Source organism: Clostridium sp., assembly GCF_016650035.1.
GTDB lineage: Bacteria > Bacillota > Clostridia > Clostridiales > Clostridiaceae > Clostridium_AD.
Genome location: NZ_JAENWM010000012.1, coordinates 39,362 through 63,231 on the forward strand (window position 1 = coordinate 39,362; position 23,870 = coordinate 63,231).

The following is a 23,870-nucleotide window of genomic DNA, read 5'->3' on the forward strand; positions in this document are numbered from 1 at the left end:
CAACATTGTTAAATTAATCATGGATAGAAAGGGTGTGAATAGATGTTTACAGGCTTAATTGAAGAAATTGGAGAGATAAAATTAATACAAAAGGGTGCAAAGTCTGCTAGAATCACCATAAAAGCAGAAAAAATTCTTCAAGATACAAAAGTAGGGGATAGCGTCAGCACCAATGGTGTATGTCTTACGGTAACAGAATTCAATAAAGATTCCTTTAGTGTAGACGTAATGGCAGAGACTATAAGAAACAGTAATTTGGGTAAATTAAAACCGGGTTCTAGGGTTAATTTAGAAAGGGCATTAAAACTTTCTGATAGACTGGGTGGACATATGGTAAGTGGACACATTGATGGAATAGGAACAGTTGTGGACACTTATAAAGAAGAAAATGCCACTTGGGTGTCAATCCAAACTACAGTTGATATATTAAAATATATTGTACATAAAGGCTCAATAACAATTGACGGCATTAGCTTAACTGTAGCATATGTGGATGAAAGCGAATTTAAAGTATCAATTATACCTCATACAAAGGATGAAACTACTTTAGTAATTAAACATACAGGTGATGAGGTTAATCTCGAATGTGATATGCTAGCAAAGTATGTCGAAAAATTGTTGAAATACAATGAAGCTCCAAAGGAAAAAAAATCTATGACCATAGATTTTCTAACAACTAATGGGTTTGCATAAAAATTTCTGGCAAAATAGAGCAGTAACAATAAAAAATTAAGGGGTGTAAATATGTTTAAATTTAATACTATTGAGGAAGCATTGGAAGATGTTAAAAATGGAAAAATGATTGTAGTGGTTGATGATGAGGATAGAGAAAATGAAGGAGATATAATTATAGCAGCAGAAAAAGCTACTACAGAAAATATAAATTTTATGGCGATGCATGCCCGTGGACTTATATGCATGCCTATAGTTAAAGAAAGATTAGATAAATTGAATATAAAACAGATGGTGTCAAACAATACTGATGTACATGGAACGGCTTTTACAGTTTCTATTGATGATGTAAATGCTACTACAGGGATATCTGCTGCAGAAAGAGCGACCACTATATTAAAGGTACTAGATGATAAAGCTACGGCAAAAGATTTTAATAGACCTGGTCACGTATTTCCACTAGCAGCAAGAGAAGGCGGCGTACTAAAAAGAGCTGGGCATACCGAAGCTGCAGTGGATGTAGCAAGGCTTGCAGGATTATATCCTGCAGGTGTAATTTGTGAAATTATGAATGAAGATGGATCAATGGCTAGAGTTCCACAGCTTATGGATTTTGTGAAAGTGCATAATTTAAAGATAATTACTATAGTGGATTTAATTGCTTATAGAAGACAAACTGAATGCCTTGTAGAAATGGTTACAGAGGCTAAAATGCCAACTAGATATGGCGAATTTAGAATTTATGGGTTTGTAAATAAGATAAATGGAGAACACCATGTAGCACTAGTCAAAGGGGAAATAAACAGTAATGAACCTGTACTTGTAAGAGTCCACTCTGAGTGCCTTACTGGAGATGCGCTAGGGTCTAGTAGATGTGATTGTGGAGAACAATATGATGCAGCAATGAAAGCAATAGAAAAGGAAGGCTGCGGAATTTTGGTTTACATGAGACAAGAAGGCCGTGGAATAGGATTAATTAATAAGCTAAAGGCTTATAATCTTCAAGATAGTGGGATGGATACTGCGGAAGCAAATATAGCTTTAGGTTTTCCAGTAGATATGAGAGACTATGGTATAGGAGCTCAGATATTAGAGCTTTTAGGTGCTAAAAAGATAAGAATGATGACTAATAATCCTAAAAAAATAACAGGTGTTTCAGGCTATGGCATTGATATAGTTGAAAGAGTGGCTATAGAGATGAATCATAATGAAAGAAACAAGTTTTATCTAGAAACTAAAATGAATAAAATGGGACATATACTTCACATAAAATAATTATAAGTATTATTTCATTTATGGGAGTCAACTACCAACTACCCTAAAGGGATAGTGGCTTGTGAATGAAAATTCATAAGTCGGTTGAATAGCCTAAGTTATTTTACTAAAAGCATGAATTGAGTTGACTGCTCTCAGAAATAACTACGTTATACGAGAATATATAGGTACTTCAAGATACTTCTCTAGTCTTGAACACTACGGATAGTGATTAAACATCTCTGATGGTAGGAGAAGTGTTGCTATTGCAAAACCTTATATAACATTGGCGAAGAGAACTTACCGCAGTAATGCGTGTCTAAAATGGTTAAATGCAAGTTATTACCATCTTGCATTTTTTAATATACTTAAAACGGTATTCATCCATTACCCTAAAGGGATATTGGCTTTCTACCTAATTCGTTGTAAATAAAAAATTGAAAAATAATAAAAAAATAGGAGGAAATGAAATGAAGATATATGAGGGGAAATTAATATCAGAAGGTTTAAAATTTGGGGTTATAGTAGCTAGGTTTAATGAGTTTATAGGTGGAAAATTATTATCAGGAGCATTAGATGGATTAAAACGTCATGGCGCTTCTGAAGAAGACATTGAAATTGTATGGGTACCTGGTGCATTTGAGATACCGATAGTTGCTAAAAAGATGGCTGAGTCTGGTAAATACGATGGTGTAATATGTTTAGGCGCAGTTATAAGAGGTGCTACATCTCATTATGAAATGGTATCTTCTGAAGTCACTAAAGGAATAGCATCTATATCACTAGAAACAGGAGTTCCAGTCATTTTTGGAGTACTTACTACTGAGAGTATTGAGCAAGCAATTGAAAGAGCAGGCACAAAATCAGGTAATAAAGGCTATGATGCTGCAGTAACTGCAATAGAGATGGCGAATTTACTAAAACAAATATAGGTCGAAAAAGTATGCGATTTCTCCTGCGGCCTTGCATAAGAACTCAAAACAAGAATTTCTAAATAGAATTTCAATAGTTTTATCGTTTCTTATGCAAGTCCTTCGGAAAAATTCCATACTTAATATTTATCTATTATTTTAAGTAAGTCTCAGGTGTTAGAAGAAAAATCCATTACATAAACTAAGAGTTTTTGAAAGTCAGTATATACTAGCTGGTACACTACTACACGCTTCGTATTCATGTGTATTTATGATATAATACAATTACATGAAGTAGTGTTAGGGGGTATTTAGAGTGGGAATTGGAGATAGTATGTTTACTATTATATTTGTTATGATGGGTGCTGCGGCTATCGTTACTGGCTTGAATTTTGAGAAGAAGCAGGGTGAAAATTATAAGGGTTCAAATAAAGTGGAATATGTAAAACTAAATAAATTTGTTTTAATTTTAATGGGCGGGATAATGTTATTTGGCACCTTTCTCGGTCAAGGAATACCGGCATTTAAAGATATAATAACAAATATAACAATGGCTAGTTTATTAATCATGTGGGTTAGTTATTCTATAATATCTAAAAAAAAATTTTCTAACAAAAAATAATAAAACAGCATGGAAATTTAAAATTCCATGCTGTTTTTATTATTAGCAGAGGATTAAGGCTGACATACCTTATTCCTTCCAGTACGTTTAGCAGAATATAATGCGTTATCCGCTTCGTTAATAAGATTATCTAAATCAGCTACATTATCTGGGTAAGTAGCAGCACCTATAGAAATAGTAATATTAATTTTAACTTCATCTGATATAATAAATTGATAGGTTTCTACAGATACTCTTAAGCGCTCTGCAACTTCTATGGCCTGGTGGCTTGGACAATCAGGTAGTATAACAGAAAATTCTTCTCCTCCAATTCTAGATACAGTATCAAAACTTCTACTAGAGATAGATAATAGGGTTCCTAGTTGGTGTAATACAGCATCTCCAGATAAATGACCATAAGTGTCATTTACTTTTTTGAAAAAGTCTATATCAATTATTAAAATAGACAAACGTTCATTTTTATCTATAACGTTTAAAAAGGATTGGTTTAGTGTATTATCGAATTGTCTAACGTTATTTAAACCAGTAAGAAAATCAATAGTTGACTCTTGTTTAAGTCTATTAAGTAATTTAATTGAAGTATGCATGTAATTAGAAATATAATAGGCTAAGATTCCAATAGAAAAAGAAGCTACCCCAAAATTCAAAAGGGTAAAAATAAGCGTAGTTGAATCTTTAATGACTAGTAAAAAAGTTACGCTTATAATTATGGAACTTATAAAGTTCATATAGTTAAACTTTTTTAAATTATTTAGATTTAATTTTGATAGTATAGCACACACAACAGCAACAAGGAACATATTACTAGCGGCTATTATAGCAGAAGTACTAACGCCAAAGTAAACTATTCTAAATATTGAAATTGTGATTCCAGCAATTATTGAAGCAAATGCACCACCATAAAGAGCGGCGAGTATTATTGATATATGACGAAAATCAAGAATAACTCCAGTGGTAATATCGATTGTAAACAACATTAAGATAATACCTAGTATACCTTGTGTAAGTCCAAAGAAAAATTTATCGTTATAAGACACCGATAAGCCCAGAAAATGTCCTTTAAATATTTGACTACTTATAAAAATAAAGGAAATTAGTATTGTTCCATTAACAAATAAATCTCTAAACATTATTTAGCTCCTTTTAAAATAAGATGTTTTAAACAATTCTCAACAAAAAACTACTATATAAAACTATTATATAGTAGTTTTTTATCATATTAAAGGTTATTATATAGAAAAATAAGAAAAAGTAAAAATTATATTTCAATGTGTTCCGGATGTAGCTTATAAACTACATCTTTTCTCTCTACAATTATATTAATTTTTTCTTTTAATTTTGCGTCCTCTAAAATATTTAGCAGTAATTCTTTAGTAGGGTTTATTGCTGTAGGATTTTTAACTAGTTTCAACATAGTAAAATCTCCAGAAGTATCTCCATAAGCATAACTTTGATCCAAATCAATATTATATTTAGAGACGAAATTTTCTATGGCAGTTTGTTTGCTAATACTATCCCACATAGGAATAATGTCACCAGTGTAAATGTCATTTTCACTCAATACATATTTTGTTCCTATATAATCATCAAAACCGTATTTTAGAGACACGTCGCGTACAAGTTCGATAGGGCTACCTGATATTGTTATAGCTATGTGACCTTGATCCTGATGCCATTTGATTTTATCACGGGTGTAGGTGTAAACTCTATCTCCCTTTTGTGTTATGATTTGTTTTGAAATAAATTCAATTTGGGATCTATGAAGTCCAATTATGGCTTCAGTATAAATATCGGCCATTTTAAGCAAGTAATTGTCATAATTGCCTATTCGCTTATCCCATTTAACATAATAGGGTTTTACTTCTTTGTACCATTTATCATTTTCGATTATTTCACTTTTAATTAATTTTTTAAATAACTCTGTTATTAAGCCTTCCCTATAGAGAGTGCCATCAATATCAAAGAAAGCAGCTATTCTTTTTTTCAAATGGATCAACCTCCAAAATTAGTGTGATATTATTCTTTTTTCAGTGATTATGAAATCCAAGGGAACATCATATTTATCGGTGGGAACACTATCAATAATTTGATAGTCATATGCTATACCAATTGTAACAGTGTTTTTAGATTTTTCACATAAAAATCTATCGTAATATCCTGCACCAAAACCTATCCTATTGCAATTTATATCAAATACTACCCCAGGAACTATTATTAAATCTATATCTCGTATGGTAGTTTCCTTTAGTATATTATGTTTTGGCTCCATAACACCAAAAGTAGATTTAGTAAGATCATTTGAAAGATTATTAATTTCAAAAGGTACTATTTTTCGCTGTTTTTGTATGCAATAAGGTGCAATTACTGTTTTGCCATTATCTAAACACCACGTGGCAAGGGAGTGTGTATCCACCTCATTATTGAAACTTATGTACAACATGATATTTTTGGAATTCATGAATTGCGGTAATTCCATAATTGTGGATATAATTTTATTGCTAAAAGAATTTACATTCTGAGTTTTCATGTTTTTTCTTTGATGTAGCATATTCTTTCTTAAGGTATCCTTAAGATTGTCTTCCATTAAATAGCCCCCTAGTGATTAACAAAAATTATTTGTATAAATAAAATTTAAATTATTATAACATATGTCTTTCATATATGCAATTTGTAGAATTATATGTAATTTGGTATTAGTTAAATTGTATAAAATATTATATGAAAAACAATAAATAAATGACACAATATTTTATAAACGTACTTGAATAAGTAGTAATAATAAATTAATACATGAAAAATTCTAAATTGGGAAATCTAAATAAGTACTCAGTGTTTACAACATATAGGGAGGAATATTAATGGATTATTCAAAAGTAAGAGAAGTTAATGGAATAGACCATGTAGGAGATGTGCCAACTGCAAAAAAAGGAATCATTGATTTTCTATCGGGAGAGGATAAATATAAAGACTCGGTGCCGCAAGATAGACTCAACTCTTATAAAAAAGGACGAGAAATAGCAGTAGAAATTGAAAATATTTTAAATGGAGATCAAAGGGCTTATTAGATTTGAAAAATCATATAAAACTAAGGTACGGAAATTAATTCTGTATCTTACTTTATTTTAAATGAAATTTCAAATAAACATATAACAGCTAAATTACATTTGAAATCATACATAATAAAAGACCTATTTTCATATATATGAAAGTGAAAATAATTTAAAAACCAGCACTATGTTAAAAATATGACAGTTTAAATGTTAAAATATTCATATTTGACAGCTAATTTACAAAAAAAATATCCGCAATAACAGTGTAATTAACAAAGAATCATGGTTATAGATACATTATTTTATGAGAGATATCTATTTGGAAAAAAATAAAAAAACTATAAATTGAAATTAAATGCATAATAAATAACAATACTTGCAATTTTCTGATAAGTTTGATATCATGATATTAAATCGAAGGGTTTATGCAATATTATTAATTAATTAAAAAATAGGGGGTCTATTAATGGCTGAAAAACGAGAAAACTGGGGTTCGAAAATTGGACTTATTTTAGCAATGGCAGGAAATTCAATTGGTCTTGGGAACTTCTGGAGATTTCCATATCAAGCTGCAAAAAATGGTGGCGGAGCATTCATGATTCCGTATGTATTGGCTCTTTTTCTAATTGGAATACCATTAATGATGGTAGAATGGATGATGGGTAGACTTGGCGGAAAATATGGACATGGTACTGTAGGCTTTATGATTTATATTCAGGCAAGGGACAGGATTAGACCGAAAAGAGCAATTATTTTAGGCTCTATTGGCGGAATGTTAGTTATTGGAGTTACATTATTGGTAAATTCATATTATAATCATATAATAGGTTGGACTCTGGGATATGCCGTTTTATCTGCTACTGGTGGATACTCAGATATGGCTGTAAGCACAGGAGAGTTTTTTTCGAATTACGTACAAAATCCTGCCTATGTATTTACTTTTTGGATAATTAGTTTATCATGTTTAGCATTTGCAGTTACAAGAGGAATTCAAAAGGGTATAGAAACTTGGGCAAAAATAATGATGCCTGTATTGTATGTATTTGGATTTATATTAATTTATAAAGCGTTAACTATAGGGTCACCAGTTAACCCAGATTGGTCTGCTATAAAAGGGTTAGATTATCTTTGGGCTCCAAGATGGGCAGATTTGAATTTTCAAGCTGCACTTGCAGCCGCAGGTCAAATATTCTTTACATTATCACTCGGTATGGGAATAATTCAAAATTATGCATCCTATTTAAAGAAAGATGATGATATTGTAACTTCGGCATTGACGACGGTATCTCTAAATGAATTTGCAGAAGTAATACTTGGTGGAAGTATTGCAATACCAATTACTTACGCTTTCATGGGTGTAGAGGGTTTAAGTTCAGGAGTAGGACTATCTTTCATATCTTTACCTAATATTTTTAGAAGTATGAGTGGTGGTATGTTACTTGGAACACTATGGTTTATGTTATTATTCTTTGCTGGGTTTACTTCAGCTATTGCAATGTATAATTACTTAGTAACAATACTAGAAGAAGGTATGGGTATGGCTAAGAAGAAGGCATCCCTGATGGTTTTCGTAGGATATATAATAGTTGGCTTACCAGTTGCACTAGAGCCAATACTTACAAAAACTGCTGAACTTGTTTATTTAACAGAGATTGATAACTGGGTTGGTACTTATTTATTGGTTGTAATGGGCCTTATAGAAATAGTTGTAGCTGGGTGGCTCATGAAAGATAACCCACTAGACGAAATAAATCATGGATCTTATTGGCAAGCACCAAAATGGATATATACTGTTATGATTAGATGGATAACACCGGTGGTTATAATAGTTATTTTAGTAGGATCAACTCTAGCATATATTAAAGACGGATATTTTAAATTTATACCAAGTTTTGTAGAAAAAACACCAATATTAATTCCGTGGGTTAATGGTGCAAGATTAGTTATACTATTAGTATTCATTGTAGGCTTTATTGGAACATATAAGAGTATAAAAGCTGTTTATGGTGAAGAGGTTAAGCAAGATAAGATTCTAATAAGAAAATAATGATTTGAAACAGTAGGAAATAATTATTAATTATTTCCTACTACAAAAAATATAAGGGGGTATAAATATGGGTGGTCAAGCGTTGACTTTTATGCTTATAATGTGGGGTGCAATACTTATTTCAGCAACGGTTTGTTTAAGAGCCGTATTAAAGAGTAAATAGGAAAAGAGTGAGGATATATGAATATTGATGAAGTTGCCATTATAAGAAGAATTACGTTATATGTTACGCTTTTATGTGCACTGTTTTTAATGTTAACTCCACAATTTACTGGACCTATTATGCCCTTACTATTTATTCTCCCAATAATTATGGGACTTGTAGGGGTAAAAAGAGGAAGGAAGAGCGGGTATTTAATAGCACTGGCGATAGTGCCCTTAGCTTTTTCTATCTCAGTTCTATGGATACGATATTCTATTAGTGTTTTTGCCGATAGAGCTAATCAAATGGCTAAACTAAGTGCAGATTATAATATATCAAGCACTGTGGCTGGAGCAATGACAATAAGCTTCTTTCTATTAAGTATTTTAATGATCAGTTTATCTGTGATAGTGTTTGTAAAATTACGAAGACATAAAGAACTTTTCACATAATTTAATAATGATTAAAAGTGCTGAGACTTTGTTTTAGCACTTTTTTTATGTGACTTGAGTGTGTTATAATATTAAGTGAATTTCAGAAATTTTTTAGAATGTATATATGATATAATTTACTTAAAAATATGCTAGGGTGGTGAGAATAATAAAAAATTGGCGTAATAAAGGTTATATTGTCTTAATATTGTCAATCTCAATATTTTTAGTAGCCTGCAAAGATACTACTAAGCCTGTTGAGAAAGAGACTTACATGATGGGAACAATTATTGATTTAAAGGTTTATGGTAAAAATGCAGAAGAGGCAACAGAAAAGGCAGTTAAAAGGGTGGAAGAAATAGAAAATAAAATGTCTGTTAGCATTGAAACTTCTGAAATTTCAATGTTAAATGCAAAAGCAGGGATGTCAGGTCAGAAACTGAGCGCGGAAACATATTCCGTAATAGAAAAAGCGGTTCAATATAGTAAATTAACAGAAGGTGCTTTTGATCCAACTATAGAACCAATTGTAAAACTATGGGGCATAGGTACAGATGCGGCAAGAGTTCCATCAAAAGATGAAATTACTGAAAAATTAAAGTTAGTTGGCTATAAGGATATTATTTTAGATGGAGAGAATTCAACTGCTCAGTTAAAACGAACTAATCAAGCTATAGATTTAGGTGCCATAGCAAAGGGTTATACAGCTGATGAGATAAAAGGTATTTTGCTTGAAAATAAAATTAGCAGTGCAATTATAAATTTAGGTGGTAATATTTATGCCATGGGAAATAAACTAGATGGAACTAAATGGAACATAGGCATACAAAATCCACTAGAGGTTAGAGGGAAATACTTAGGTACCATTAGTATTTCAGATAAGTCTGTGGTTACATCAGGCAATTATGAAAGATTTTTTATGGTGGGTACCAAAAGATATCATCATATATTTGATCCTAAAAATGGATATCCGTCAGAAAATGGTATTATAAGTACAACTATAATATCAGATAAATCAATAGATGGAGATGTACTATCTACAAGTACTTATATTATGGGAATTGAGAAAGCGCAAAAATTAGTGGAGTCTATAGAGGGCGTAGAAGCAATTTTTATAACAGATGATAAAAAAATATATGTTACCAGTGGTATTAAAGACAGTTTTAAACTAACAGACAAGGGGTTCACTTATGAAGAAGGGCGATAAGATAGTTGTAATAATACTCTTAATTATTGTGATAATTAGTTTTGGTGCTACTTTAATATACAAAAATGTAATTGTGGGATCAGAAAAAATTGCGGTTATTAAGAGTGGTGGTAAGATAGTTAGAACTATTGATTTGAATAAAGTGATAGAAGAAGAAGAATTTACTATAAAATCAGAAAATGAACATTACAATATCATACTAGTAAAGCACGGTAGTATTAGAGTTAAAGATGCAGATTGTTTACATAAAGAGTGTGTTAAAATCGGAACTATAACAGATCCAGGTGGACTAATCGTATGTTTACCCAATAAACTTGTAATTAGTATTAACGGAGAAGACATTACTGGCATTGATGGTGCCACTTATTAAAATGAAAAAAGATGCAGGTGAAAATATGAAAAAGACTAAAAAAATGGTTTTACTTAGTATGCTAGTGGCAATGGCCTTGGTAATTTATTTAATTGAGGCCCAGATTCCAGTTTTATTTCCAGGAATAAAATTAGGACTTGCTAATTCTATCTCCTTAGTCGCATTACTACTACTAGGATGGAAAGAAGCATTGTTAATAATGATTTTAAGAACTCTGTTAGGTTCTATGTTTGGAGGTGGTTTGTCAGCATTTATGTTCAGCATTGCTGGTGGACTGCTAAGTAATATTGTAATGATATTACTTTATAAGTATTTTAAAAATTCCTTAAGTATATCAATAATAAGCGTATGTGGAGCAGTGTTTCATAACATAGGTCAGCTACTGGTAGCTGCCTTCATACTTAATGATTTAAGGATATACGTATATTTACCAGTACTTCTAGTTGCAGCTATTGTTACGGGGTATTTTATTGGAATACTAGCTAGCATACTAAAGAATAGATTAGAAAAAATAGCGATATTAAAATAGGAAAAATAAAAAAAGATACTAAGATTATTAATCTTAGTATCTTTTTGTTTTTAATTATTTACTTGTTGCAGTCTCACTCATGTTGACACGATCTTTTAAAGGCTTTGAGATTGCTTTTGTAGGACACTTAGCAGCACATGCGCCGCACATTGTACATTTCTTAAAGTCTATTACAGCTAAGTTATTAACCATAACAATTGCATCCTCAGGACAAACTTTTACACACATGGTACAACCAATGCATCCAACAGAACAATTGTCTTTAACTGATTTACCCTTTGATTTTGAGTTACATTCTATAAGAACTTCTTGGGAAGCAGGAACCATCTCTATTAAATCCTTAGGACAGATAGTAACACAGGCACCACAAGCTACACAGTTATCCTTATAGACAACAGCTACACCATCTATGATATGTAGGGCATTGAATTCACAAGCTCTTACACAGCTTGCAAGGCCTAAACAACCATCACTGCAAGCCTTAGAACCGCCACCAGGAGCAATAACTGCTTGGCGACAATCCATAATTCCATCATATATATATTTCTCTTTTGCAACAGTGCAAGTTCCTTTACATTTAACAAAGGCAACTTGTGGGTTTGCGCTTTCAACAGATACGCCCATTATTTCTCCAATTTCTTCAGCAACAGAACTTCCACCTACTGAACATAAATTAAGTTTTGCATCGCCTTGAACTACGGCTGCAGCATAAGCATCGCAACCGGGATATCCACATGCACCACAGTTTGCACTAGGCAGTGCTGCTCTAACTAATGGTATTTTAGGATCAACTGGTACGTGGAATTTTTTATTAGCATAACCAAGGACCACGCCAAATATAAGTCCCATACCTCCAATTGCTATTACCGGGTAAATTAAATTATTTATATCCATTTATTAAAGCCCCCCCAAACCGCTAAAGCCTAAAAATGCGATAGACATGAGTCCTGCTGTAACTAGCGAAATAGGTAGCCCTTTGAGTGCTAAAGGCATATTATCATTATCTTCCATTCTTTCTCTTAGTCCTGAAAGTAGTACAATTGCAAGCATGAAACCTAGACCTGCTCCAAGAGCATTAGCTAGACCATCCATTATGGTATAGCCTTCTTGTAGGTTTATAAGGGCCATACCAAGAACAGCACAGTTTGTTGTTATTAATGGAAGAAATATACCAAGCGCTTTATGGAGAGCTGGCTGAGTTTTCTTAATTACCATTTCAACAAATTGTACGAGTGACGCAATAACTAGCACAAAGGCTAGAGTTGATAGAAATGTCACGTGCAAAAGAACTAAAATTTTGTAAACTATGGAAGTCATTAATGAGGATAAGATCATAACAAATATTACTGCCAGTCCCATACCTTTTGCAGTTTCAGTTTTTTTAGAAACTCCAAGAAAAGAACATATTCCAAGGAATTTAGCTAATACGTAGTTATTTACTAGAAATGAACTTATAAAAATTGAAAAAAGTCCCATTTTTAATCCACCTTTCTTAATAAGTTAAAACAATTATTTTTTGCAACTATGTGAACAAGCTCCACAACCACCACATTCACCGGTTTCTTCATTAAATTCATGAAAATGTGCAATTTTATCATTAACTTTATTTGTTTCATTGATTGATTTTTGATTTAGTAAAGCCATTAAAATTCCGACGGTAATGAAAGCTCCAGGAGCTAAAACCATCATTATAGCAGGCTCAAAGGAGTTTCCAAATACATTGAAACCTAGTAAAGAACCCGCTCCTAGTAATTCTCTAACAGCGCCAAGAACAGCTAATGCTATAGTAAAACCAAGTCCCATTCCAATAGCATCAAAGAGTGAAGGAAATACTTTGTTTTTTCCAGCATATGCTTCAGCTCTTCCAAGAATTATACAGTTAACAACTATAAGTGGAATAAATATTCCAAGAGATTTGTATAAAGATGGAACATAACCTTGCAATAAAAATTGTATTAATGTAACAAAAGTAGCGATTACCGTGATGTAAGCAGGTATACGAATTTTATCTGGGATTACTTTTCTTAATAATGAAATAATTAAGTTAGAACCAATTAATACCACTGTAGATGCTAGACCCATACCTAGGCCGTTTTCAACACTAGTAGTTACAGCTAAAGTGGGGCACATAGCTAAAACTTGTACAAATATCGGATTTTCTGTTATTATACCGTTTTTTATTCTTTCAGAAATTATGCTCATTATTTTTTACCTCCTTTTAGTGAAGTATTGTAAAAATCAATAGCATCGTTAACGCCAAGTGTTACTGCTTTCGATGTAATAGTGGCCCCTGTTATAGCTTGTATTTGATTTTCTTTTGAAGGGGATATTTTTACAACTTCTAATTTCTCTTTTGTAGGTTTATTATCATATTGATCTGAAAACTCAGGATTTGGAGCATTAGCACCAAGACCAGGAGTTTCTAGCAAGGCCAAAATTTTAATACCAGTAACCTTTCCGTCAGATGATATCCCAACCATTGTTTCAATTGGGCCACCGTATCCGCCTGGTGCAACCTTTATAGCATACCCAATTATTTCTGTACCCTTAAGGGCTACATTAACTTCAGATATCTTTTCATTGCCATCAAGTTTTACATCTGCTGTCTCAAAATTATCAGCCGATGGTAATAGTTCTGTCATGGCAGCTTTTTTATCAGCAGCAACAGTTGCAGCAATAGGTCCTTTTGTTATTTCATAGGAACCACCTAGTAAAAATCCTGCGATTCCTGTAATTAAAAGTAAAATTAAACCTAATTTAATATTTTCTTTCAATTATTTCACCTCCCCAAAAATACGTAGAGCAGTAAATTTATCAATAAATGGTACAAATAAGCTCATTATAAGTATTGAATAAGATACTCCTTCAGCGTATCCGCCATATATACGTATTATGGCAGTTAAAACTCCGCATCCAATACCAAATATAAGCTGTCCTCTTTTTGCCATTGGTGAAGTTGTATAATCAGTTGCCATAAAGAAAGCACCGAGAATAAGTCCTCCAGCAAGAATTTCATATAATGCATTTCCGGTCATTAAACCATCTCTACCAAATATGAAGGTTAAAATGAAGACTGAACCAATATATGCTACTGGTATATGCCAGCTTATTATTTTTTTGTATAGTAAATATGCTGCACCAATTAGTAATGCAATTACAGAAGTTTCACCAATACAACCACCTACATTACCGATAAAAAGGCTCATTAGGCTAGGTAAATCTCCTCCACCTTCTTTAAGTATTCCAAGAGCTGTAGCAGCCGAAACACCATCAACAGTGAAATTAGTCATATGTACTGGCCAAGAGGTAAGTAAAAATGCTCTAGCAGCCAAAGCTGGATTCATTATATTTTGTCCTATTCCACCGAAAAATTGTTTTACAATAATTATTGCAAAAAAACCTCCGATTGCAGGAAGCCAAAGTGGAACAGCAGCTGGCATGTTAAAAGCAAGTAATAAACCAGTTACAACAGCACTAAGGTCCCCTATTGTAATTTTTCTGTGAGTAAGTTTTTGCCATAAAGCTTCTGACGCGATACATGATAGTACAGATATTAATGTAACCAAAAATGCTTGTAATCCAAAGAAGTATATACCTGCAAAAGTAGCAGGTAATAATGCTATTATTACGTCTCTCATTATGCCCTGCACTGAATCATTTGATTTAATGTGTGGGGATGAAGATACTGTATACATATAAGTCACCTCTATCTATTTTTTTCTTCTATTAATATTTATTGTTCTTTTGCCTTCACGGCAAGTTTGAGTTAAATGACGTTTTGCTGGACATACAAAAGAGCAACAAGCACACTCAATACAATCCATACCATGTAGCTTTTCAAAATTTTCGTAATCTCCTCTTAAAACTAAAGAGTTGAGCTTTGTAGGATTTAAAAACATTGGGCAAACACTCATGCATTTACCGCATCTTATGCAACTAGATTCTTCTTCTAGTTTAGCTTGTTCTTTTGTTAAACAAAGTATTCCTGAAGTTCCTTTAATTACAGGAACATCTAAAGAACTTAGTGCCATTCCCATCATTGGGCCACCTGAAATAACTTTAACAGGATCTTCTTTGAATCCACCAGCAGCTTCGATAACTTCGCTTATAGAAGTTCCAAATTTTACTCTCAAATTCAGTGGCTCTTTAATTGCTTCTCCAGTTACTGTTAAAACTCTTTCTGTGAGGGGTTTGCCGTTTACTACAGCATTATAAATCTCATAAACAGTATCAACATTTTGAACTATGCATGAAACATCTGCAGGAAGTTTACCAGAAGGTAACTCTCTACCAGTAATTGCATAAATCAATTGTTTTTCTGCACCTTGAGGATATTTTGTAACCATTGTAGTAACTTGTACATTCTCAATACTTTCTGTGGCTTTTTCCATAGCAGCAATTGCATCAGGTTTATTATTTTCTATTGCAATATAGCCTTTTACGCCAGGAAACATTTGAAGGATAATTTTTAAGCCCTCTGCGATTTCATCGGTTTTTTCTAGTAACATTCTGTAATCGCAGGTTAAATAAGGTTCACACTCTGCAGCATTTATTATAATACTGTCGATTACTTTATCAGCAGGTGGAGTAAGCTTAATATGTGTTGGAAAACCTGCTCCCCCCATACCAACGATACCTGCATCCTTAATGATAGCTACTAGTTCATTTTTAGATAGCTTTTCATAATCAGGGTGGAGAACATTAGTAAGTACTTCTTCGTAAATATTATCGTTTTCCACAATAACGCACATTACCATTGTTCCATTAGTATGTAATCTTTGTGCAACTTCTTTAACAGTTCCAGATACACTTGAATATATTGGTGCAGATACAAATGCTTTAGATTCACCTATTTTTTGTCCGAGTAGTACTCTGTCGCCTTTTTTTACTAAAGGGTCGCAAGGCGCTCCTATATGTTGTACCATAGGAAATACTAAGTTGCCCTTTGGAAGTAAATCTTGAATTGCTTTGTGCATACTTAAGTTTTTTCTATCATTAGGGTGAATACCTTTTTTGAAAGTCAAAAGTCCCATAATAAACCTCCTTGTACTTGAATTGATAATTATAGAACGAAATTATATCTATCATTACAATATATGAAAATTTTTATTTGGTAAATATAAAATCAACTATCATATATATATTACACTATTTGCGCACATAAAAGTATGTTTTTCATTAAAAAAGTAGCTGGAAAATAAAGTTGTACTATTCTAACAATTCAATAAGTCTATTAAAAAATGGGTATTTTTCACTATATTATAATGAAAAATATGTGATTAATATGGTATACTTATAATTAATGAAAAAACTATATTTGCAATAAAAACAATTTAAGAAGGTAAGGTGGATATGGAAAAACAGGGTTTGAATAATTTGGAGATTCACAGTGTTAATTTAAATATTAATGAAGACATTATAAAAAGTTTAAAAACGCAGGTTTATAAAAGAAATAAATTTCAGTATAATTCCAATGTTGTGTTTATTCCATGTTACTTTTATAGGTTTATAGGTATAAAAAGCAATGAGAATGATTACTATGAAAGCCTTTATAAATTAGATAGTGAAATAAAGAAAATAGGACCCTGTTATAAAAGATTTCATGAGGGTTTAGATAAAAACATTAGCATAAATTTGCAGGATAAGCTTAATGATATTTGGACTAAAACATCGCAAATGGAAATTATAGATATGGCATCAATTATAAATTCAATAAGCGATAATGGGCTTTTCCCGAATTTATCAAACAAAGTTTTACTTAAGCAAATTAAAAATAATTTAAAGGGTCTCACGGAGTATTATATCAAGAGTAATGATGGAGTCCAAAGGGATGATATAAAAGTTATTATAAATTATATGATTTACTGGATTAATATTTATTCTGTGAACTTGTTCGAAAAATTCAATTATAGTGGTAATAATCCCAAAATATTGTTTTATGGAGAAATCTCAAAAACTGAAGTGTTTTATTTGATATTATTATCAACTTTGGGTTGTGATGTTTTATACTTTAATCCGAATAATTCTGGAGCTTTCCATGAAATAGATAAATATAATGCTTTTTCTAAGGAAATTGTTTATGACAGCAAGGTGGTCATAAAACCTTTTCCTTTTAATAATGAAGATAGAATTAAGACCACGGCTTTTAGTGCTAAGGAAGAACTTAATAAAACCTTGTTTACAGATGAATCTGGTTTTTATAGGCCTTGGCAGTTTGCTGACTATAACCTGAAGTGTGTAACGCTTCATACTACCTATGAAGAAATATATATATGGATGAAGGAAAAAGGATCTATAAGAGAGGGTTTTAAAGTTAAAGACTCAACAGTAGTTATACCCAATATTTTCTCTAAAATCTGTGGTACCAACGCCAACATTGATTTATACTTCCAGAAAATTAGTGAGGTAACTACTCAAAGATTCACTAAATTTTATAAAAAATTACCTATAATGGGTGCAGTGCATTTGGAATATGGGAAGTTTAATCAGATATACCCTAATAATATTTTTTCTAAGTTTGATACTTCCGAAATGATTAATTCTTCGTGGTGGAAGTATAAGGATTTAAGGTCCGGACTTCAAAAGACTATGGCAGAGAAAATAAAAGAATTATGCTTAAGTCCTGTAATAATAAATGTTGAACAGGAAGATACAAGAGATTTACAAGTTGATATTTTCTCAGTGCTTATAAATCTAGATATAGAAATACTTGAACTTTTACAATCTTATGATTATCCAGAAGAGGTTCCTAAAATAATAGTTTATAATAATGAAGAAAATGGTAATTTATCTTTTGAAGACTGTATAATGCTTGCCTTTATGAATGCTATGGCAATAGATATAATTATATATAACCCATCAGGATATAACGATATAGAGAATTTTATTTATTCTGAGTGTTATGATATTCATAGATTAGAAGATGTTACTTTTAAACTCCAATTTAAGGAGTATGTGAAGAGGAAGAAAAAAGGTTTTTTCGAGGGCTTATTTAATAATTGATATTTGAGTTGGAATGTTGATTTTTATGCTATAGTATAGAAATCTGAAAAATAAATTATGAAAATAGATAAGAGGAGTGATTAATATGGAAAAAAATAATGGAATACTAGTAATTGAAGATGAGAATATTGAACAGAAGGCTAAAAGTATAAGTAATCAGCTTAAAGTATCACCACAAGTTAGACAAATTGCATCTAATATAAACATTAAAGATGCAAACGCGGTATTAGAATTTGGAAATGAACCAGCCCAACAAATATCTAAATTTGCGGATCAAATATTAAATTCTATTAAATCTAGTAGCGTAGAAGATTCAGGTGTTATGATAAAAGAACTCACAAGTATAATGAAAAAATTTGATAAACAAGATTTCGAGGAAGCCAAAACTGGATTTTTTGCAAAGCTTTTTAGTAAACCAAGTCAGGCCATCGAAAAAATGCTGGGTAAGTATAAAACCATTGGAGGAGAAATAGATAAAATATACACTCAACTTAGTGGATATAAGGCTGAAATAAACAATTCAAACCTGTCACTTGAAAACTTATACAATCAGAATTTTGAGTATTATGGAGAACTTGAGAAATATATTGCTGCAGGAAATATAGTGGTTGAAATAAATGAAACTGAAGAACTTCCTAAACTTCAGGCTCTAGCAAATAATGGAGAACAAATAAATGCAATAAATTATGAGAATGCTAAAGCAACTGTTGAAATGCTTAAACAGAGAATTTATGATTTGGAAATGGCAAAGATGGTGTCCTTACAAACGGCTCCTCAAATTAAAATGATTCAAAGAGGAAATTATAAGTTGATATCTAAAGTTCATTCTGCGTTTATAATAACAATACCTGTATTTAAAAATGGAATAATTCAAGCGATTGCTTTAAAGAAGCAGAAATTAGTATCGGATTCACTATCTGAACTTGATAGAACAACCAATGAATTACTTATGAAAAATGCTGAGAATATTAGAAGTCAAAGTGTTGATATAGCAAAACTCGCTGGAGGAACAAGCGTAAAAATTGAAACACTAGAGAAAACTTGGAATACTATTATGCAGGGAATAGAGGAAACTAATACCATTGAAAATGAAAATAAGAGATTAAGAGAAGATGGAATAGTTAAATTACATGAGATGACAGAAAAATTAAAGCATAAATCTATAGGTTAAAAAATGATAAAGAAGACAAAATGAAGGACTTAAGGTGATAAAATGGACTTATTTGAATTACAGCAAGAAAAAAACCTACGTAAAGATGCACCCTTAGCTGAGAGATTAAAACCTAAAAAACTAGAAGATTTTGTAGGTCAAGAACATATTTTAGGTAAGGGAAAGCTTTTATGGCGTGCTATTATTGCGGATAAAATAACCTCATTATTACTTTATGGTCCACCAGGTACAGGCAAAACTAGCTTGGCTAAAGTTATTGCAAACTCAACAAAATCAGATTTTGTTAGACTTAATGCAGTTACTGATGGGCTTAAAGAATTACGAGAAGTAGTAGCTCAGGCTAAGAACAATTTGGGTATGTACAATATTAAAACTATATTATTTATAGATGAAATTCATAGATTTAATAAAGCTCAACAGGATGCGCTTCTACCTTTTGTAGAGAAGGGCACAATAGTTTTAATTGGTGCAACCACAGAAAATCCTTATTTTGAAGTTAATAATGCATTAATATCTAGGTCCATGTTATTTAAACTAGAGCCTTTAAAGGAAGAACATATAAGGAAAATTATTGTAAGAGCATTAGAAGATAAAGATGTAGGCTTTGGAAACACTAATATCTATATGGAGGGCGAAGCTATAAGCTACCTTGCAAATATGGCGAATGGTGATGCAAGACGTGCGCTTAATGCCTTGGAATTATCAATACTCACTACGGATAGAGACGAGGATGGCAAGATAAGCATAACAATGGATGTTGTTCGAGAATGTCTCCAACAAAAGCATATAAAATATGATAAAAATAGAGACGAACATTATGATGTGATTTCAGCTTTTATCAAAAGTATGAGAGGGTCTGACCCTGATGCTGCGATTCATTACCTTGCTAGAATGATATATGCTGGTGAGGATCCAAAATTTATTGCCAGGAGAATTGTAATATCTGCATCAGAGGATGTTGGTAATGCAGATCCTATGGCTATTGTTATAGCAAATAATGCAGCGGAGGCGGTTAGGTTTGTAGGTATGCCAGAAGCTAGAATTATTTTAGCACAGGCAGTAATTTATATAGCCTGCGCCCCTAAAAGCAATGCATCTTATATAGCTATTAATAAGGCACTTAAAGATGTAGAACAAAAGAATATAGGAAGTGTACCTGTACATTTAAGGGATAGTCATTATAGTGGAGCAAACAAATTAGGACATGGAATAGGGTATTTATACCCTCATGATTATGAGGGTAATTATGTAAAACAGCAGTACTTGCCAAGTGAACTTATAGGCAGCGAATATTATAAGTCATGCGATAATGGATATGAAAAGAAAATTAAAGAGAGACTTAAGATACTGAAAGATAAATCAAAATAGTGCAAAAGCAGGTAATATAAACATATGTTTATATTACCTGCTTTATTTTATAGAACTAGTTAACACTAGTTAAAACTAGTTAGCCATATTCACAAATTTTTCTATATCTTCACAGATAAGATTTAGTGAACTTCTCCAAAAATCTATAGAGTGAATATTTACATTCATCATTTTTGCCACTTGTACTAAATTATTTTTTCCAGTAGCAGAAAGTAGGGTATTATAATCATTTACAAATGATTCTCCTCTTTTTAAATATTCCGCATAGAGTCCCTTAGAAAATAGTAGACCAAAGGCATAAGGAAAGTTGTAAAAATTGCTTGAAGCATCATAGTAATGAGGTTTACACATCCACATGTACGGGTGTAAAAAATTATGATCTAGACCTTTTCCATAAGCTTTTTTTTGTGAGTTTAACATGATTTCTTTTAATTCGTGTACTGGCACAGAACTATCTTCCCTTCGTTTAAACAGTTCAGTTTCAAATAAATAACGGCTTAAAATATCTACAATGACTTGGGAACTTCCAGAAATATCACTTTCAAGTATTGTAAAGGCTTCTTTCTCAGAAGCATTTTTTAAGGCTGCATTACTAATTATTGTTTCACAAAAGATTGAAGCGGTTTCGGCAATAGGCATAGGATAATCACTATTAAGTGCAGATTCTTCTGCTAAACATAGACCGTGATAGCCATGACCTAGCTCGTGTGCTAGTGTTGAAACATCGTTAAAACTCCCTGTGAAGTTAGATAGTATTCTGCTTTCTTTAATGCTATGTAAATTAGAACAGAAAGCACCACCTAATTTAGAAGCTTGAGGCTTAGCATCAATCCAGTTATTAGAAAAAGCATAATCAGCAAAATTTGCAAGATTGTCACTAAAGGTGGCAAAATTTTTAACGATAAATTTTCTGGCTTCTTCATAAGAAAAGTGCATATTAGCGTCACCCAATGGTGCAAATAAATCATAAAAAGGAAGACCAGAAGGATGGCCTAATAGTTCTGCTTTCTTCGTAAAATATTTATGGAAAGAAGGAAGGCTTTCCATCATTGCACTTAACATAGCATCTAGAGTTTCTTTATCCATTCTTGAATTTTCGAGAGTGCTATGAAGTGGAGATTCATATCCCTTAAGAGTGCAAAGGGTAATCACTTCGCCTTTGATGCCGTTTAATGATGCTGCAGAGGATTCTGAAATTGAATCATAAGCTTTAAGTTCTGCTTCATAAGCATTTTTTCTGACTTTACTATCTTTATCATAGGCCATATTTCTAACCATAGATAGTGGAAGCATCTTATCCTCGCCATTTATAGTAATAGGCACTAGCAGTGTTGATATTAGTGTGTTTTGAAGTTTAGACCAAGCATTTGACCCACTATTTTTCATTTTAGCTATAAGCTCTTCTTCAGAATCACTAAGCAAATATTTAGCGTTTAGAGCTAAATCCATTAGGTAATAACTATGTGTTTTCATAAGCTCTGATTGTTCAATTATAGATTCTAAATCTTTAATTGAATTTAGCCATTTTGAAAAAACAGTATAGGGTTTAGCAAGTTCTGAAAGTTTAGTGGCTAGTTTTTCTGAAATTTTATTGGAAGTTTCATCTTTCGTATTAACACTTAAGGACAACTCCGCATAATTATATAATTTATTTGTAAGGTCACTAAATTCATTTTCAAAATTAAGATAATCTTCAATTTTTGTTTTTGGGTCCTTAGAATCACCACAATTTTTTAGAGTCCACTTTTTTATATGTTCTATGGAATTCTCAAAAGAAATCATATCCTCTTTAAATTCATTACTATCAAAGGATGTATAGAGCTCATTTAAACTCCATTTCATATCCATACCAATACCTCCATTTACAAAATATTATATATTGTATATATTATACCACATTTTAGTTGTTGTATTAATAAATAATATTATTATTGTATGTTTAAATTAAGGGTAAAAAAAGCAGGAGATTAATCTCCTACTTTTTATTTGAAAATATTTTTTTTATAATATTTAAGATATCTACTATGTATACTAAATATCTTTCTAGAGATTCTGTAGCACCAACGGCAGTGGCAGTTGTTTGAACTACTACTTCAGTAACATCTTTTATATTGTCAGTTACCTCGTATAAATTTTTAAATGTTTTTGGCAAAACATCTAATACTTCATGAATACTTTCTTCATTTCTTTTGATAATTGAATTTACACTTGATATAGTTTTAATAAGCTTTAATAATCCTATTATCAGTATAATTAAAAGAATTACACCAAGAAAAATCAATAAACCTTGTCCTAATATAAGAAAATCTACATACATTTATACCACCATATTCTTTCATAATTTTGTTTATTTTTTAGATTTATTTTCAGCAACCTCAGCTTGTCCTTCAATATCAATTACATCTTCAGTGTCAGTAGTATCTACATCATCTACTACTTTTGATCCTCTTTTTTCATTTAAGTAATCAGAAATTTTCACTTTAGCATCTGTTGCATTTTCTTTAGCACCAGAAACTTTATTATCAATAGCTTCCTTAAGTTGTGTACTCTTTTGTTTAATTTTCGATTTTGCATCAATTACATTTTCCTTAGCATCAGAAACTTTATTATCAATAGCTCCCTTAAATTCTATAGTTTTCTCTTTCACATTGGTTGTTAGATCTTTTGTTGTGTTAGAAATATCTTTTCTGTTTTCCTTACCGGATTTGGGTGAAAAAAGCAAACCACCTATTAAACCACTAAGACTTCCAGCAAAAGTACCAACAAGTATTTTTTTTGCTGTCTTAATTTTTAATATTCTTTGTTTTTCTTTTTTACGTTTTTCAAAATAATTTGTAAAGATCATAATTTTTTTCCTCCTTAAAAGATAAAATTTTAGATTTCATACTAATATTTATACACAAGTATACACAATATAAGGATTTATGTCAACTAATAGATAAATATGGAAACGAATTATATGATCCGTTTATGATAATGTCTTAGTATACCGTTTTTGATTATGTCCCAAACATACAAAAATATAGTGTAGAATATACCTCATAAGATTGTACAAATGGGGTGTTGATAATCAGAAAGGTAGATTTAAATATGA

General features: G+C 31.6%; 25 protein-coding genes. 13 read left to right on the forward strand and 12 right to left on the reverse strand.

Annotated elements, in window-relative coordinates; genetic code table 11:
- The first annotated feature begins 42 nt into the window (after positions 1-42).
- The 4 genes from JJD95_RS04640 (at position 43) to JJD95_RS04655 (ending at position 3,459) form a co-directional block, all read left to right on the forward strand.
- Positions 43-693: a riboflavin synthase gene (locus JJD95_RS04640; protein WP_291640843.1), complete on the forward strand. Its 651-nt coding sequence runs from the start codon at positions 43-45 to the stop codon at positions 691-693.
- A 51-nt stretch (positions 694-744) separates the two neighbouring features.
- Positions 745-1,947 carry a bifunctional 3,4-dihydroxy-2-butanone-4-phosphate synthase/GTP cyclohydrolase II gene (locus JJD95_RS04645; protein ID WP_291640845.1) on the forward strand — a complete coding sequence of 401 codons (1,203 nt, stop codon included), beginning with the start codon at positions 745-747 and terminating at the stop codon, positions 1,945-1,947.
- 449 nt (positions 1,948-2,396) lie between these two features.
- Positions 2,397-2,858, forward strand: a complete 462-nt coding sequence (gene ribE / locus JJD95_RS04650) for a 6,7-dimethyl-8-ribityllumazine synthase (RefSeq protein ID WP_291640846.1) — start codon at positions 2,397-2,399, stop codon at positions 2,856-2,858.
- A gap of 295 nt (positions 2,859-3,153) precedes the next feature.
- Positions 3,154-3,459 (forward strand): hypothetical protein, encoded by a 306-nt coding sequence (locus JJD95_RS04655; RefSeq protein WP_291640848.1) that lies wholly within the window; start codon positions 3,154-3,156, stop codon positions 3,457-3,459.
- Positions 3,460-3,512: 53 nt separating this feature from the next.
- On the opposite strand, the gene JJD95_RS04660 is transcribed toward JJD95_RS04655, so the two are convergent.
- From JJD95_RS04660 to JJD95_RS04670, 3 genes are all read right to left on the reverse strand, one after another.
- A complete protein-coding gene (locus JJD95_RS04660; RefSeq protein WP_291640850.1) occupies positions 3,513-4,589 on the reverse strand; it encodes a diguanylate cyclase in 1,077 nt (358 codons plus the stop codon).
- A 128-nt stretch (positions 4,590-4,717) separates the two neighbouring features.
- Complete coding sequence (locus JJD95_RS04665) at positions 4,718-5,446, reverse strand: HAD-IB family hydrolase (RefSeq protein ID WP_291640853.1); 729 nt, start codon at positions 5,444-5,446, stop codon at positions 4,718-4,720.
- 18 nt (positions 5,447-5,464) lie between these two features.
- Complete coding sequence (locus JJD95_RS04670; RefSeq protein ID WP_291640855.1) at positions 5,465-6,043, reverse strand: 5-formyltetrahydrofolate cyclo-ligase; 579 nt, start codon at positions 6,041-6,043, stop codon at positions 5,465-5,467.
- 274 nt (positions 6,044-6,317) lie between these two features.
- Between JJD95_RS04670 and JJD95_RS04675 the strand changes: the two genes are divergently transcribed.
- From JJD95_RS04675 to JJD95_RS04700, 6 genes are all read left to right on the forward strand, one after another.
- Positions 6,318-6,524, forward strand: a complete 207-nt coding sequence (locus JJD95_RS04675) for a hypothetical protein (RefSeq protein ID WP_291640857.1) — start codon at positions 6,318-6,320, stop codon at positions 6,522-6,524.
- Positions 6,525-6,975: 451 nt separating this feature from the next.
- Positions 6,976-8,556, forward strand: a complete 1,581-nt coding sequence (locus tag JJD95_RS04680) for a sodium-dependent transporter (protein ID WP_291640859.1) — start codon at positions 6,976-6,978, stop codon at positions 8,554-8,556.
- Positions 8,557-8,736: 180 nt separating this feature from the next.
- On the forward strand, positions 8,737-9,150 hold the full coding sequence (locus JJD95_RS04685) for a hypothetical protein (protein ID WP_291640861.1): 414 nt from the start codon (positions 8,737-8,739) through the stop codon (positions 9,148-9,150).
- Between the two features lie 187 nt (positions 9,151-9,337).
- On the forward strand, positions 9,338-10,336 hold the full coding sequence (locus JJD95_RS04690) for an FAD:protein FMN transferase (protein WP_291640863.1): 999 nt from the start codon (positions 9,338-9,340) through the stop codon (positions 10,334-10,336).
- Complete coding sequence (locus tag JJD95_RS04695) at positions 10,320-10,706, forward strand: NusG domain II-containing protein (RefSeq protein ID WP_291640865.1); 387 nt, start codon at positions 10,320-10,322, stop codon at positions 10,704-10,706. Before JJD95_RS04690 ends, JJD95_RS04695 begins: the two co-directional genes overlap by 17 nt.
- Before the next feature lie 25 nt (positions 10,707-10,731).
- Positions 10,732-11,235 carry a Gx transporter family protein gene (locus JJD95_RS04700; RefSeq protein WP_291640892.1) on the forward strand — a complete coding sequence of 168 codons (504 nt, stop codon included), beginning with the start codon at positions 10,732-10,734 and terminating at the stop codon, positions 11,233-11,235.
- A 54-nt stretch (positions 11,236-11,289) separates the two neighbouring features.
- Here the strand turns inward: JJD95_RS04700 and JJD95_RS04705 are convergent, their stop codons facing one another.
- Genes JJD95_RS04705 through rsxC form a run of 6 tightly spaced genes read right to left on the reverse strand, consistent with a single transcriptional unit; the run spans position 11,290 to position 16,268 of the window.
- On the reverse strand, positions 11,290-12,129 hold the full coding sequence (locus JJD95_RS04705) for an RnfABCDGE type electron transport complex subunit B (protein ID WP_291640867.1): 840 nt from the start codon (positions 12,127-12,129) through the stop codon (positions 11,290-11,292).
- 3 nt (positions 12,130-12,132) lie between these two features.
- Entirely contained in the window at positions 12,133-12,711 is a 579-nt protein-coding gene (locus tag JJD95_RS04710) for an RnfABCDGE type electron transport complex subunit A (RefSeq protein WP_291640870.1), read from the reverse strand.
- Positions 12,712-12,744: 33 nt separating this feature from the next.
- Complete coding sequence (rsxE, locus tag JJD95_RS04715) at positions 12,745-13,437, reverse strand: electron transport complex subunit RsxE (protein WP_291640871.1); 693 nt, start codon at positions 13,435-13,437, stop codon at positions 12,745-12,747.
- The gene (locus tag JJD95_RS04720) at positions 13,437-14,009 is read right to left on the reverse strand and encodes an RnfABCDGE type electron transport complex subunit G (RefSeq protein ID WP_291640873.1); all 573 of its coding nucleotides are present in this window, start codon (positions 14,007-14,009) and stop codon (positions 13,437-13,439) included. The genes rsxE and JJD95_RS04720 overlap by 1 nt, the downstream gene beginning before the upstream one ends.
- Positions 14,010-14,930 (reverse strand): RnfABCDGE type electron transport complex subunit D, encoded by a 921-nt coding sequence (locus JJD95_RS04725; protein ID WP_291640875.1) that lies wholly within the window; start codon positions 14,928-14,930, stop codon positions 14,010-14,012.
- 15 nt (positions 14,931-14,945) lie between these two features.
- Positions 14,946-16,268: an electron transport complex subunit RsxC gene (rsxC, locus tag JJD95_RS04730; protein WP_291640876.1), complete on the reverse strand. Its 1,323-nt coding sequence runs from the start codon at positions 16,266-16,268 to the stop codon at positions 14,946-14,948.
- Positions 16,269-16,587: 319 nt separating this feature from the next.
- Between rsxC and JJD95_RS04735 the strand changes: the two genes are divergently transcribed.
- The 3 genes from JJD95_RS04735 to JJD95_RS04745 all read left to right on the forward strand — a co-directional run bounded on the left by JJD95_RS04735 (position 16,588) and on the right by JJD95_RS04745 (position 20,776).
- Positions 16,588-18,237 carry a YceG family protein gene (locus JJD95_RS04735; RefSeq protein WP_291640878.1) on the forward strand — a complete coding sequence of 550 codons (1,650 nt, stop codon included), beginning with the start codon at positions 16,588-16,590 and terminating at the stop codon, positions 18,235-18,237.
- Between the two features lie 85 nt (positions 18,238-18,322).
- Positions 18,323-19,408, forward strand: coding sequence for a toxic anion resistance protein (locus JJD95_RS04740; protein ID WP_291640880.1), 1,086 nt, complete (start codon positions 18,323-18,325; stop codon positions 19,406-19,408).
- A gap of 42 nt (positions 19,409-19,450) precedes the next feature.
- Entirely contained in the window at positions 19,451-20,776 is a 1,326-nt protein-coding gene (locus JJD95_RS04745) for a replication-associated recombination protein A (protein ID WP_291640882.1), read from the forward strand.
- Between the two features lie 75 nt (positions 20,777-20,851).
- On the opposite strand, the gene JJD95_RS04750 is transcribed toward JJD95_RS04745, so the two are convergent.
- From JJD95_RS04750 to JJD95_RS04760, 3 genes are all read right to left on the reverse strand, one after another.
- Positions 20,852-22,624 carry a M3 family oligoendopeptidase gene (locus tag JJD95_RS04750; RefSeq protein ID WP_291640884.1) on the reverse strand — a complete coding sequence of 591 codons (1,773 nt, stop codon included), beginning with the start codon at positions 22,622-22,624 and terminating at the stop codon, positions 20,852-20,854.
- Positions 22,625-22,751: 127 nt separating this feature from the next.
- The gene (locus JJD95_RS04755; protein ID WP_291640887.1) at positions 22,752-23,093 is read right to left on the reverse strand and encodes a hypothetical protein; all 342 of its coding nucleotides are present in this window, start codon (positions 23,091-23,093) and stop codon (positions 22,752-22,754) included.
- A 30-nt stretch (positions 23,094-23,123) separates the two neighbouring features.
- Positions 23,124-23,621, reverse strand: coding sequence for a YtxH domain-containing protein (locus tag JJD95_RS04760; RefSeq protein WP_291640889.1), 498 nt, complete (start codon positions 23,619-23,621; stop codon positions 23,124-23,126).
- Positions 23,622-23,870 lie beyond the last annotated feature (249 nt).

Bases quoted from the DNA above. Each gene is read 5' to 3' on its own strand.
- JJD95_RS04640 (WP_291640843.1), top strand. From the start codon at position 43: ATGTTTACAGGCTTAATTGAAGAAATTGGAGAGATAAAATTAATACAA.
- JJD95_RS04645 (WP_291640845.1), top strand. From the start codon at position 745: ATGTTTAAATTTAATACTATTGAGGAAGCATTGGAAGATGTTAAAAAT.
- ribE (WP_291640846.1), top strand. From the start codon at position 2,397: ATGAAGATATATGAGGGGAAATTAATATCAGAAGGTTTAAAATTTGGG.
- JJD95_RS04660 (WP_291640850.1), bottom strand. From the start codon at position 4,589: ATGTTTAGAGATTTATTTGTTAATGGAACAATACTAATTTCCTTTATT.
- JJD95_RS04670 (WP_291640855.1), bottom strand. From the start codon at position 6,043: ATGGAAGACAATCTTAAGGATACCTTAAGAAAGAATATGCTACATCAA.
- JJD95_RS04675 (WP_291640857.1), top strand. From the start codon at position 6,318: ATGGATTATTCAAAAGTAAGAGAAGTTAATGGAATAGACCATGTAGGA.
- JJD95_RS04680 (WP_291640859.1), top strand. From the start codon at position 6,976: ATGGCTGAAAAACGAGAAAACTGGGGTTCGAAAATTGGACTTATTTTA.
- JJD95_RS04685 (WP_291640861.1), top strand. From the start codon at position 8,737: ATGAATATTGATGAAGTTGCCATTATAAGAAGAATTACGTTATATGTT.
- JJD95_RS04695 (WP_291640865.1), top strand. From the start codon at position 10,320: ATGAAGAAGGGCGATAAGATAGTTGTAATAATACTCTTAATTATTGTG.
- JJD95_RS04700 (WP_291640892.1), top strand. From the start codon at position 10,732: ATGAAAAAGACTAAAAAAATGGTTTTACTTAGTATGCTAGTGGCAATG.
- JJD95_RS04705 (WP_291640867.1), bottom strand. From the start codon at position 12,129: ATGGATATAAATAATTTAATTTACCCGGTAATAGCAATTGGAGGTATG.
- JJD95_RS04710 (WP_291640870.1), bottom strand. From the start codon at position 12,711: ATGGGACTTTTTTCAATTTTTATAAGTTCATTTCTAGTAAATAACTAC.
- rsxE (WP_291640871.1), bottom strand. From the start codon at position 13,437: ATGAGCATAATTTCTGAAAGAATAAAAAACGGTATAATAACAGAAAAT.
- JJD95_RS04725 (WP_291640875.1), bottom strand. From the start codon at position 14,930: ATGTATACAGTATCTTCATCCCCACACATTAAATCAAATGATTCAGTG.
- rsxC (WP_291640876.1), bottom strand. From the start codon at position 16,268: ATGGGACTTTTGACTTTCAAAAAAGGTATTCACCCTAATGATAGAAAA.
- JJD95_RS04735 (WP_291640878.1), top strand. From the start codon at position 16,588: ATGGAAAAACAGGGTTTGAATAATTTGGAGATTCACAGTGTTAATTTA.
- JJD95_RS04740 (WP_291640880.1), top strand. From the start codon at position 18,323: ATGGAAAAAAATAATGGAATACTAGTAATTGAAGATGAGAATATTGAA.
- JJD95_RS04745 (WP_291640882.1), top strand. From the start codon at position 19,451: ATGGACTTATTTGAATTACAGCAAGAAAAAAACCTACGTAAAGATGCA.
- JJD95_RS04750 (WP_291640884.1), bottom strand. From the start codon at position 22,624: ATGGATATGAAATGGAGTTTAAATGAGCTCTATACATCCTTTGATAGT.
- JJD95_RS04755 (WP_291640887.1), bottom strand. From the start codon at position 23,093: ATGTATGTAGATTTTCTTATATTAGGACAAGGTTTATTGATTTTTCTT.
- JJD95_RS04760 (WP_291640889.1), bottom strand. From the start codon at position 23,621: ATGATCTTTACAAATTATTTTGAAAAACGTAAAAAAGAAAAACAAAGA.